General features: G+C 52.7%; 6 protein-coding genes, 1 tRNA gene and 4 pseudogenes. 9 read left to right on the forward strand and 2 right to left on the reverse strand.

Annotation, left to right across the window (positions count from 1 at the left end):
- A partial coding sequence (locus tag CPT76_RS34900) for a carbohydrate ABC transporter permease (RefSeq protein WP_146116538.1) occupies positions 1–479 on the forward strand: 479 nt, incomplete at its 5' end.
- A gap of 95 nt (positions 480–574) precedes the next feature.
- Here CPT76_RS34900 and CPT76_RS34905 read toward each other — a convergent pair.
- Entirely contained in the window at positions 575–1,393 is an 819-nt protein-coding gene (locus tag CPT76_RS34905; protein ID WP_105446150.1) for a helix-turn-helix domain-containing protein, read from the reverse strand.
- Positions 1,394–1,454: 61 nt separating this feature from the next.
- Here CPT76_RS34905 and CPT76_RS34910 point away from each other — a divergent pair.
- Positions 1,455–2,042, forward strand: a pseudogene (locus CPT76_RS34910) (sugar phosphate isomerase/epimerase family protein); the annotation flags it as partial.
- A gap of 41 nt (positions 2,043–2,083) precedes the next feature.
- Positions 2,084–3,102 (forward strand): annotated as a pseudogene (locus CPT76_RS34915) (Gfo/Idh/MocA family protein).
- A 580-nt stretch (positions 3,103–3,682) separates the two neighbouring features.
- On the opposite strand, the gene CPT76_RS34920 reads toward CPT76_RS34915, so the two are convergent.
- Positions 3,683–3,756: transfer RNA gene (locus CPT76_RS34920), tRNA-Arg, on the reverse strand.
- Between the two features lie 353 nt (positions 3,757–4,109).
- On the opposite strand from CPT76_RS34920, the gene CPT76_RS34925 reads away from it, so the two are divergent.
- The 6 genes and pseudogenes from CPT76_RS34925 (at position 4,110) to lonB (ending at position 11,836) form a co-directional block, all read left to right on the forward strand.
- Positions 4,110–4,961 carry a hypothetical protein gene (locus CPT76_RS34925; RefSeq protein WP_105446152.1) on the forward strand — a complete coding sequence of 284 codons (852 nt, stop codon included), beginning with the start codon at positions 4,110–4,112 and terminating at the stop codon, positions 4,959–4,961.
- A 141-nt stretch (positions 4,962–5,102) separates the two neighbouring features.
- The gene (gene tig, locus CPT76_RS34930) at positions 5,103–6,440 is read left to right on the forward strand and encodes a trigger factor (protein WP_105446153.1); all 1,338 of its coding nucleotides are present in this window, start codon (positions 5,103–5,105) and stop codon (positions 6,438–6,440) included.
- A gap of 334 nt (positions 6,441–6,774) precedes the next feature.
- Positions 6,775–7,365: an ATP-dependent Clp endopeptidase proteolytic subunit ClpP gene (gene clpP / locus CPT76_RS34935; protein WP_076174335.1), complete on the forward strand. Its 591-nt coding sequence runs from the start codon at positions 6,775–6,777 to the stop codon at positions 7,363–7,365.
- A gap of 12 nt (positions 7,366–7,377) precedes the next feature.
- Positions 7,378–8,633 (forward strand): annotated as a pseudogene (clpX, locus tag CPT76_RS34940) (ATP-dependent protease ATP-binding subunit ClpX).
- A 116-nt stretch (positions 8,634–8,749) separates the two neighbouring features.
- Positions 8,750–9,847 (forward strand): flavodoxin-dependent (E)-4-hydroxy-3-methylbut-2-enyl-diphosphate synthase, encoded by a 1,098-nt coding sequence (gene ispG, locus CPT76_RS34945; RefSeq protein ID WP_105446154.1) that lies wholly within the window; start codon positions 8,750–8,752, stop codon positions 9,845–9,847.
- Between the two features lie 234 nt (positions 9,848–10,081).
- Positions 10,082–11,836 (forward strand): annotated as a pseudogene (gene lonB, locus CPT76_RS34950) (ATP-dependent protease LonB).
- Positions 11,837–11,914 lie beyond the last annotated feature (78 nt).

Consider the following 11,914-nt stretch of genomic DNA (forward strand, 5'->3'; position numbering starts at 1 on the left):
TCCACAGCACGCTGGTTCCCTTGTTTATCATGATGAAAAACATGGGACTCCTCGACACCTACGGTGCGCTCATTTTGCCCTATACAGCGTTTGAGCTGCCGATCGCCGTGTTTCTGTCCATGGCCTACATGTCCTCGATTCCGAAAGAGATTGAAGAGGCGGCGATGATCGACGGCAGCGGATGGTGGGGAATATTCGGCCGGATGATCCTGCCGCTCTGCACACCGATCGTGGCGACGATTTCGATTCTGGCGTTTCTGCGGTTCTGGAACGACTTTTCTTTCGCACTCGTCTTTATCAACACGCAGGCGCTGAAGACACTGCCGCTCAGCCTGTCCCTTTTCTCGGACGGTTTCGGCACGGATTACAGCCTGACGATGGGGGCGATGGCCATCGCGGTGCTTCCAACGATCGTCATCTATCTGATCCTTCAGGAGAAAATCATGAAGGGCATGGTGGCCGGCTCCACCAAAGGATAGTGTGGATGTTCAATGATCGAAAACGATCTGCTCGCGTAAAATCAGGCAATCCGTCAACGGTTCATACCGGGCGGGTTGCTTTTTGGTATGACCGATTATTTGTCCGGCTGCGGCTTGGCATCAGGCGCGAAGCTCTCCCTGTATTGGGCCGGCGACATCCCGTAGGTGCTGCGGAACACGCGGTGATAGTAGGAATAACTGGCAAAACCGCAGGTTTCGGCGATCTCCTCCTGGGTCATGGTGCTGTATTTCATCCGTTCGATGGCGGCGTTCAGCCGGATTTCCAAGGCGTATTGGATCATCGTTTTGCCGTACTGCTCCTTGAAGATTTTGACGGCTCTGGACAGGCTCAGGCCGACATGGGCGGCGGCTTCCTCCAATTTAAAGGTAACGGTGGCATGCTCCTCGACAAAACGCTTCAGTCTCAGCGCGGTATACGCGGTGCGGTTCGCCGGCTTCGTCTCCGTGATGGCCCGGTCCAGGCAAAGGCACAAGCTTCGCAGCAGGTAACCGGTGAGCTCCACGTTCTCCCCCTCCAGGCCGCGCCTTTTTTCTAGCAGCAGCTGCCTCCACAGACCGAGCAGGCGATCGTCGCTGCCAATCCGGCTGACGACCGGCCGGCTCATCCGGCTCCACCAGGCATCGATCCAGCCGCCTTCGCAAAACAGAAAATAATCCCCGCTCGAGACGCGTCCCCCGCCGGCGTCTTCATGCACCATAAGCTCGTATTCGTCTCCCGGTTTCAGCAGCAGCAGGTCCCCGCCTTCGACATGGTAATCGGTGCCGTTGCAGAATACGGTGCAGGATCCTTCCGTCTGCAGCCGGAACAAATAGGTCGTCAAGCCAGCGCGGTGGCTGTTGCTGAACTGCTGGAAATGGTAGGAGTAATCGCAAATCAGCAGTCTGGCTTCCATCATGTGCTCCCCTTTCTCAAAAAAACAAGCAAATAGTTCATGTTGCAATCATATTGTTTACGCTCATGTGGGCCTGCATCTGCTTCGGGCCGACCTGCAGAAAGAGATCGATTACCTGAAAACGATCGGCGCGACAACCATGATGTGTCCTTACGTTGCACCGGAAGACCGGGAGAACATCAAGCAGTGGAAGGAACTGTTTGCTTTCCTGGAGGAAGTGGGTACCGAGGCGCGCAAACAAGGATTGACCTTCGGATATCACAACCACGATTTTGAATTCGCGGACAAGATTGACGGCGAGTTTGTATTCGACGCCATGTATTCCTCCACTTCGCCTGAAGCCGTTCAAGTGGAAATGGACGTATGCTGGGTGCAGTTTGCCGGACAGGATCCGCTCACCTATATCCCGAAATATGCCGGACGCCTGCCGCTCCTTCACCTGAAGGACTTCAGCAAGGATGCCGATGGCAACATGAAGACGCTTGAGCTTGGTCAAGGGGACGTGAATTTGCCGGGCGTCATTCAGGCCGCTTCCGATGCTGGTACGCAGTGGCTGATCGTCGAGCAGGACGTGTGCCAGAATCCTCCGCTGCAAAGCGTGGAGAACAGCATGAACTGGCTGAAACAGAACTACTTGAACCAATTTTAATTTGATGAAGATCAGAGCCAAGGAAAGGGAGATTTGTATCCATGAGTAAAATTAGAGTAGCGGTTTTCGGCTGCGGCGCCATCGCCCAGCGCAGACATATTCCTGAATACGCAGCGAACCCGAATGTGGAGCTGGTTGCTTTCGCGGATCCGCTCAAGGAGCGCGCTGAAGAGGTGGCGGCACAATATGGTGCCAAAGCATACACCGACTACAAGGAACTGCTGAAGAACGAGAAGCTTGACGCAGTCAGCGTATGTACACCGAACTAGCTTCACGCTTCGATGAGCATCGATGCAGCGAATGCCGGGCTGCACGTCCTGGTGGAAAAGCCGATGGCGACCACGAAGGAAGAAGGGGAGCAGATGATCGAAGCGGCCCGCAAAAACGGCGTCTTCCTGATGGTGGGCCACAATCAGCGCCTCATGCCTCCGCACGTGAAGGCAAAAGAAATTCTGGATTCCGGCAAGCTCGGCAGAGTGCTGACGTTCCGCACGTCTTTCGGCCACGGTGGTCCGGAAAGCTGGAGCGTCGACGGACGCGACAGCTGGTCTTCCGCAAGGATGAAGCGATCATGGGCGCCATGGGTGACCTCGGCGTGCACAAATCCGACTTCATCCGCTATTTGCTGAACGATGAGATCGTGGAAGTCGCCGGCTTTATCGGTACCGTACATAAAGAAGGTACGGACGTGGACGACAATGCGACCTGCATCGTGCGTATGAAGAGCGGAGCTGTGGGCACGCTGATGGCGAGTTGGACACACTACCGTTCCGGCGACAACGGTACGGTGCTCTGGTGCGAAAACGGCTGCATGAAGATCGGAACCGTTGAAGGCGACGAGGTTATCGTCGAGCTGACCAACGGCACTGTGGAAACGTACAAGGTCGGCGCCATGGCGACGAACGAAAAGCAAGTACCGAGCGGCGTCATCGACGCGTTCGTGGAATCGATCCTGACCAACACGCCGCCGCAAATTTCCGGCGAAGAAGGTCTGCGTTCCCTGAACGTCATCCTGGGCGCGTTTGAATCGCAGGACACAGGCAAAATCGTGAAGCTGTAACAAGCATGGGATAGAGAGGACCTTGGGGTAACCTTGGGGTCCTCTTTTTTTGTGTTCAACTGAGCGAATGGGTGGGGAAGGTTATAGAAGAGGAGATTATCGGTGCGCATGCTTCGACGAACCCCTTGAGGGGTTCGCAATTCTCTTCTGGAACTAAAAAAGCTCTCCAAGTAAGGAGAGCTTTCATACGTCCCAGGAAGGGATACCGCCCTGACGGGCGGACTGCGGAGTGGATGCTATCGAAGCGTATGCTCCGACGAATCCCCTAAGGGGTTCTCATAACCCCTCCTGGAACCAAAAAAAGCTCTCCAATAAGGAGAGCTTTCTTACGTCCCAGGAGGGATACCGCCCTACAGGCGGACTGCGAAGCGGGTGCTATCGAAGCGTATGCTCCGACGAACCCCCTGTAGGGGTTCTCATCCCTATGGACGCAAAAACACGTCCCAGCTCGGGATACCGCCCTAAAGGGCGGACTGCGAAGCGGGCGCTAACGAAGCGTATGCTTCGACGAACCCCCTAAGGGGTTCTCATAACCCCTCCTGGAACTAAAAAAAGCTCTCCAATAAGGAGAGCTTTCTTACGTCCCAGGAGGGATTCGAACCCCCGACCGACGGCTTAGAAGGCCGTTGCTCTATCCAGCTGAGCTACTGGGACATGAAAAATTCAAGCAAGAAAGATCATAACATATATTTTTGATAATATCAATATGTTTTTCTTTCCTTTCTCATAGTCCCCCTCATCTGTTCTCAGGGCAAGAGAAAAAAAGTTGTTTCAATCCCCATTTATATTATTAATGGTTTCTATACGTTTTTCATAGAACGAATGGATTCCCCGTCCATTCACATGTTTTTTTTCAAGTTGAAAGAGGTATGCTATAATCAACAATTATTTGCACACAAGCACGGGGAAAGGAGGGAATACATATTAAAGAACATATTTCCCCAGCGAAGGACAACGTCATTCTTTTTCCAAAGACGCTCGACTTCTATCAGATTCAGCTCACCGTCATGCTGGAAAATGAACGGTACGGGGAAGCGATGGAGCTTTTGCGTTTCCTGCTGCAGTGCCAAGGGCAGGATGAGAGGCATTATGAAGAATGGCAGGCGCTTCTGGAATGGCTGGAAGCCGCTTTTCCACAATATATGAATCACGGCGGCGGGCAGGGTACAGGCTTGGACTCTCATGAGCATGAGGAGGAGCCTGACGAGGAAGAAATGAAACGGCAGAACGTGCGGGCCAAGCTGGCCGAAGACCAGCATTACGCCGACAAGCTGCTGCACACCGCCATGGAAGAGCCATTATCGGAGCAGACCATGCTCGCTCTCGAGCAGCTGTCCTATCTGGAAGGCTCGGATATCGACGACAAGCTGGTGGGGTGGCTGATGCAGGCTCGCCTTCATCCGCTGCTGCAGTTCAGGGTGCTTCAAACGCTGCGCAAGCGCGGTATGCAGGGCACGGTGCAGTTTAAGCGCGGACAGGAGCAGGTAAGCGTCGATATGGAGACGGTGCCTTTAACGCCGGAGGAGTTTCCGCCGCAGGTGGCAATGGTAACGGAGCGTGTGGCTGCGCAGACCGAAGTGCAGGAGCCGACGCTGTATTATTTTGCCCAGGAGCTGTGGTCGCAGTTTATTATGGCGATCTACGGGACGGAGGATTACCTGTCGATCCTTGACGAGGACGACACGACGATCGACATCTGGGCAGCTGCCCTGCATCAGATCGTCACCGAGAGCCTCACAGGCAGCCGCAACGAGGAGGAGTCCCGGGCGATGTACGGGATCACGGACACGATGCGCTTCCGTTTTGAGCAGGCTTATCGAAGCTTCAGGCAGTTCGTGTCGGCCGGCATGCAGGAATAGGCGATCGGAAACGTTTACCTGAAGAGTTGCCAAGGGCTTGCCCTTGAAAAACACCGCAATGTTGTTTATACTATAATGGTTATTCTGTGCGTGCTGATAACTTAAGTACATGTGAATTATTTTTGGAGGGGAAAGCATAAAATGAAAGCAACCTGGGAAAAAATAGAGAAGAACCTTGGCGTTCTTGAAGTTGAAGTGGAAGCAGACCGTGTAGCTGCAGCCCTCGACAAAGCTTTTAATAAAGTAGCAAAAAAGGCTAACGTGCCTGGTTTCCGTAAAGGTAAAGTACCTCGGCCGATCTTCGAAGCCCGTTATGGCGTCGAAGCTCTGTATCAAGACGCAATCGACATTTTGCTTCCTGAAGTATACACAGAAGCTGTCGACCAAACTGACATCTTCCCTGTAGACCGTCCTGAAGTGGAGATTGACCAATTCGCAAAAGGCGAAGTGTTCAAATTCAAAGCGAAAGTAACGGTTAAGCCTGAAGTAACTTTGGGCGATTACAAAGGCGTGGAAGTTCCGGTACAAAAGGTTGAGGTTTCGGACGAAGAGCTTGACGCTGAACTGAAGCGTCTGCAAGAACGTCATGCCGAACTGTCGGTTATCGACGAAGGCGCTGCCGAGAACGGAGACGTCGCCGTGATCGACTTCGACGGATCTGTTGACGGCGTTCCTTTCGAAGGCGGACAAGCTGAGCGTTATTCTCTGGAACTGGGAAGCGGCACGTTCATTCCTGGATTTGAAGAGCAGGTTGTCGGCATGGCGACTGGCGACTTCAAAGACGTGGAAGTGACTTTCCCTGAGACATATCATGCGGAAGAACTGGCCGGCAAGAAAGCCGTGTTCAAAGTGAAAGTGCATGAAATCAAGCGCAAACAGCTTCCTGAGCTGGACGACGAATTCGCCAAAGACGTAAGTGAATTCGAAACGCTCGCCGAGTACAAGGAAGACCTGAAGAAACAACTTCTGGAGCGCAAGGAACAAGAAGCGAAAGGCAATAAGGAAGCAGCTGTCGTAGACAAAGTTGCCGCCAACGCCGAAGTGGAAATTCCGCAAGCGATGATTGACGGCGAAATTCAAAACATGATGCGTGATTTTGACAACCGTCTGCGCAATCAGGGCATGAACCTTGAAATGTTCCTCAGCTTCTCTGGCCAAACGACGGGCGATCTGCAAGAGCAAATGAAGGACGATGCCGAGAAACGCGTTCGCAACAACCTTGTTCTGGAGCAAATCGCCAAAGAAGAGAACATTGAAGTAACTGAGGAAGACATCAACAAAGAGCTGGAAGTGATGGCTGAATCTTACAAGCGTACTGCTGACGAGATCCGCAACATCCTTACAGCAAACGGTTCGCTGGGAAGCCTGCGCGAAGAAATTTCCCTTCGCAAAACGGTTGATCTCCTGGTTGAGAACAGCAAAGAAGTGGAAGCAGCCGAAGAAACTGCTGAAACTGCTGAAACTGCTGAAGAAAAATAAGAAGGAAACGGACGCGGTCATCTGCATCTGATCTAAGTGCGGAGGCTGACATAAGGGACCTATAGAGAGATAAGGCACGTATATTCATTTGCGTGCCTTATTTTTAACTAAAAGTATCCATTTATATCTAAATCTTGCATGAAAATGGATGCTTTGTTTCCATACATATTCGATTCAAGAGTCCGTTTCGGGTTATAATTGTTAGAAGACTCATACACTGTATTAAATGGTGTGGAGTGAAAAAATGACATCGTGCTTTGAACATGTTAGAATAGTGCTGTAAACTTGATTGAAGCACGCATCACATCTTTTACATGGAAAAGAGGTTGGACACATGAGTCTGATACCTATGGTTGTAGAACAAACCAATAGAGGCGAGAGATCGTACGATATTTACTCCAGATTGCTCAAGGACCGCATTATCTTCCTGAGCAGTGCGATTGATGATGATGTTGCCAATCTCGTCATAGCTCAATTATTGTTCCTGGCTGCGGAGGATCCGGAGAAAGATATTCATTTGTATATCAATTCACCGGGTGGTTCTGTCACAGCGGGGATGGGTATATATGATACGATGCAGTTTATCAAGCCTGATGTATCCACGATTTGCGTTGGTATGGCGGCGAGCATGGGATCCCTGCTGTTGACGGCCGGAGCACCCGGCAAGCGTTTTGCGCTGACGAACAGCGAGGTCATGATTCACCAGCCGCTCGGCGGTGTTCAGGGCCAGGCGTCCGACATCCAAATCCATGCGAGCTGGATTATTAAAACCAGGGAAAAGCTCAATCAAATTTACGTGGAGCGCACGGGTCAGCCCCTTGAAAAAATTGAGCGCGATACGGATCGTGACTTTTTCATGAGCGCGGAGGAAGCGAAAGCATACGGCATAATTGACCAGGTTCTCACTTCACCGATTAAATCTTAAAGGGGTGTTTACATGTTTAAATTTAACGATGAAAAGGGCAGCTGAAGTGCTCTTTTTGCGGGAAATCCCAGGAGCAAGTGCGCAAACTTGTTGCTGGCCCCGGTGTCTATATATGTGACGAATGTATCGAGCTCTGCACGGAGATCGTGGAGGAAGAGCTCGGACATGAGGAAGAGCTGGATCTGAAGGATATTCCGAAACCGAAGGAAATCTGCGATATTTTGGACCAGTATATCATCGGTCAAGAACAAGCGAAGAAATCGTTGTCCGTTGCCGTGTACAACCATTACAAACGGATCAATACCGGCAGCAAAATTGAAGACGTCGAGCTTCAGAAGAGTAACATCCTGCTTTTGGGTCCAACCGGTTCGGGTAAGACACTGCTTGCCCAGACGATGGCCAAAATTTTGAACGTTCCGTTCGCCATTGCCGACGCGACTTCCCTTACGGAAGCCGGGTACGTGGGCGAGGACGTAGAGAACATCCTGCTGAAGCTGATTCAAGCAGCCGATTACGACGTGGAAAAAGCCGAACGCGGCATTATCTATATCGACGAAATCGACAAGGTGGCGCGTAAATCCGAGAACCCTTCGATTACCCGTGACGTATCGGGTGAAGGGGTACAGCAGGCGCTGCTGAAAATCCTGGAAGGAACGGTCGCTTCGGTTCCGCCACAAGGCGGGCGCAAGCATCCGCACCAGGAGTTTATCCAAATCGATACGACGAACATCCTGTTTATTTGCGGCGGTGCCTTTGACGGCCTGGAGCAAATGATCAAGCGCCGGATCGGCAAGAAAGTTATCGGCTTTAATGCGGGTACCGACAACCAGAAAGATCTGAAACCGGGCGAATACCTCGGTCTGGTTCTTCCGGAAGACCTGCTGAAATTCGGCCTGATCCCTGAATTCGTGGGACGTCTGCCGATCATTTCGACGCTGGAGCCGCTCGATGAGAAGACGCTGGTGCGTATTCTGTCCGAGCCGAAGAACGCGCTGACGAAGCAGTATCAGAAACTGCTCGAAATGGATAACGTAACGCTGAAATTCGAGCCGGAAGCCCTTGAAGCGATTGCCCGCGAAGCGATCAAACGCAATACGGGTGCCCGCGGACTTCGGGCCATCATTGAAGGCATCATGCTGGACGTAATGTATGAGGTTCCTTCCCGCGAGGATATCAAGGACTGCATCATTACGGAGCAGGTTGTCAAAGAGAAGATGATTCCGGAATTGATCAGCAAAAAAGATAAAAAACAAGAGGAAAGTGCGTAATCTGTTTGTAAAACAGATGCCATTTTCCCAAATTTAGGTGCCGATTCTCCACTTCCGCCCTGCCGCTTGCTTCGCGGGGACGGGGTGGAGTCTTGGCGTTATGGGAGAGAACAATCATGTTTTTGAGACAAGACACACGGCCGGTCAAGGTCGGTAATTTGACAATTGGCGGTAACAACGAAGTCATTATCCAAAGCATGTGTACGACGAAGACCGCTAACGTGGAAGCCACGGTGGCGGAAATCCTTCGGCTCGAAGAAGCCGGCTGCCAGATTGTCCGGGTAACGGTCAACAATGTGGAAGCGGCGGAAGCCATTAAAGAGATCAAGAAACGCATTCATATTCCGCTCGTTGCGGATATTCATTTTAACTACCAGCTGGCGCTGAAAGCCATCGAGAACGGCATCGATAAAGTCCGGATCAACCCCGGCAATATCGGCAGCCGCGACAAGGTGGAAGCGGTCGTCCGGGCTTGTAAAGAGCGCGGGATTCCGATCCGGATCGGCGTCAATGCCGGTTCGCTCGAAGCTCATCTGCTGGAGAAATACGGGTATCCGACGCCTGAAGCTATGGTGGAAAGTGCCCTATATCACATAGGCATTTTGGAAGAACTCGACTTCCACGATATTATCGTGTCTTTGAAAGCCTCCGACGTGCCGATGGCCATCGAAGCTTACCGTAAAGCGGCCGAAGTGATTCCTTATCCGCTGCACCTTGGTATTACCGAATCGGGAACGCTGTTCTCCGGTACGATCAAAAGCTCGGCGGGCATCGGCGCCCTGCTCTCGATGGGCATCGGCAGCACCGTGCGTATTTCACTGAGCGCAGATCCGGTGGAAGAGGTCAAAGTGGCGCGTGAGCTGCTCAAGACCTTCGGTCTGATCTCGAACGCCGCAACGCTCGTGTCCTGTCCGACCTGCGGGCGGCTGGACATCGACTTGTTCTCCATCGCCAACGAAGTGGAAGCCTACATCTCCCAGCTGAAAGTGCCGATTAAAGTGTCCGTGCTTGGCTGCGCGGTCAACGGTCCGGGCGAAGCGCGTGAAGCGGACATCGGCATCGCCGGCGGTCGCGGCGAGGGACTCCTTTTCCGTTACGGAGAGATGATCCGCAAAGTGCCGGAAGCCGAAATGGTGGACGAATTGAAGAAGGAAATCGACAGCATCGTCAAAGTATACGAAGAAACCGGAACGATCCCGGGGCGCAAACACTAATTTTGCCGCAAGAAGCCGCAGTCCTGCTTATGCAGTGATGCGGCTTCTTTTTTGAATGAGGGCGGACATTTTCCAAAAAAGATGCAAAAATCCCGGCCCATCCCGTTTACTCATGGGTGAAAAGGCTATACTACCATGTATCAGGCTAACGAACCTATTTCCGGCAAGATGATTATCAATCTAAAACCATGCCGGAGGAGAAGCCACTGAACTGAGAATCGGGAGGGATTTACTATGGATTTAACCATGATTATGATGCTGGTACAATTTTTCTTTGCGATCATCATCGGCGTCTATTTTTGGAATTTGCTTCGCGGGCAGAAGACGAACCGCACCGCGGTGGATCGGGAATCACGCAAAGAGATGGATAAGCTGCGCAAGCTGCGTTCGGTTTCGCTGACCAAACCGCTTGCCGAAAAAACGAGACCGCAGTCGCTGCAGGATATCGTCGGACAGAAGGACGGGCTTCGTGCGTTGAAGGCCGCGCTGTGCAGCGGGAATCCGCAGCATGTCATTANCTATGGGCCACCGGGAGTCGGGAAAACGGCAGCCGCCCGGGTCGTGATGGAGGAGGCAAAAAAAAATCCGCCTCGCCATTTAAAGCCGACGCCAAATTTACCGAAATTGATGCGACCACCGCCCGTTTCGACGAGCGGGGGATTGCCGATCCATTAATCGGATCGGTCCATGACCCGATCTATCAGGGGGCGGGCTCCATGGGCGTCGCCGGCATTCCTCAGCCTAAGCCAGGTGCGGTTACGAAAGCGCACGGGGGAATTTTGTTTGTCGACGAGATTGGGGAATTGCATCCGATCCAAATGAATAAATTGTTAAAAAGTGCTGGAGGACCGTAAGGTCCTGCTCGAAAGTGCATACTATAATTCGGAGGACAGCAACACCCCGGCCTATGTGCACGATATTTTCCAGAACGGCCTTCCGGCCGATTTTCGTCTGGTCGGGGCAACGACACGCTCGCCGCAGGAAATTCCGCCGGCGCTGCGTTCGCGCTGTATGGAAATCTTTTTCCGCCCGTTGCTTCCTGAGGAGATCAGCCGCATTGCGGAGGATGCCATTCAAAAGATCGGTCTGAAGCCATGCCCGGAGGCGGTCGAGGTTGTGAAGCAGTATGCGACCAACGGACGCGAGGCGGTCAATATCATTCAGCTGGCAGCAGGTTTGGCCTTGACGGAAAAAAGGGACTCCCTGTCGGCTTCCGACGTCGAATGGGTAGCAAGCAGCAGCCAGCTTCAGCCCCGTCCGGACCGGAAGGTTCCGGAGCGCCCGCAGGTTGGCCTGGTCAACGGCCTTGCCGTGTACGGTCCGAACATGGGAGCACTGCTTGAAATTGAGGTGACTGCCGTTCCAGTCGCCAAAGGACAAGGCGTCTACAATATTACCGGGGTCGTCGAAGAGGAAGAGATCGGCGGGGGCAGCTCCCGAACGCTGCGCCGCAAGAGCATGGCGAAGGGCTCCATCGAAAACGTGCTGACCGTTCTGCGCTCCATGGGTCTTTCGCCTGGCGATTATGATCTGCATATCAATTTTCCTGGAGGAACGCCGATTGACGGTCCTTCCGCCGGTGTCGCCATGGCTACCGCCATCGTTTCGGCGATGAAAGGGCTGCCGGTGGACAATCGACTGGCCATGACGGGCGAAATCAGCATTCACGGTAAAGTGAAGCCGATCGGGGGCGTTATCGCCAAAGTCGAGGCGGCCTTCCAGGCAGGAGCAACGACAGTGATCATTCCGAAGGAAAATTGGCAGACTCTGTTCGAGGATTTGAACGGTCTGCGCGTCATTCCGGTGGAGTCGATCCAGGAAGCGTTCGGGCATATTTTCGGAAGCGAGTTGGACCGTCAAGTCGACAGCAGCGCAGAGGAAACGATCGAACCCAGCGCGGCCCCAGAGACATTCCCGGCAGCTTCAGCTTCCTTCCTGCATGCCAAGCCTGCACGTAACAGCCAAATAACGGATGCCGGCTCCTGCTGATCAGGCTACAAAGATTGGTGTTTTATGTGAACATTTGCTAAAATAAAATCGAATGTCATAACCCTGAGAACGGCTGGA

Source organism: Paenibacillus sp. AR247 (genome assembly GCF_002968895.1).
GTDB lineage: Bacteria > Bacillota > Bacilli > Paenibacillales > Paenibacillaceae > Paenibacillus_AQ > Paenibacillus_AQ favisporus.

Coding starts and splice junctions, on each gene's coding strand:
- CPT76_RS34905 (WP_105446150.1), bottom strand. CDS start 1,393: ATGGAAGCCAGACTGCTGATTTGCGATTACTCCTACCATTTCCAGCAG.
- CPT76_RS34925 (WP_105446152.1), top strand. CDS start 4,110: ATGCTGGAAAATGAACGGTACGGGGAAGCGATGGAGCTTTTGCGTTTC.
- tig (WP_105446153.1), top strand. CDS start 5,103: ATGAAAGCAACCTGGGAAAAAATAGAGAAGAACCTTGGCGTTCTTGAA.
- clpP (WP_076174335.1), top strand. CDS start 6,775: ATGAGTCTGATACCTATGGTTGTAGAACAAACCAATAGAGGCGAGAGA.
- ispG (WP_105446154.1), top strand. CDS start 8,750: ATGTTTTTGAGACAAGACACACGGCCGGTCAAGGTCGGTAATTTGACA.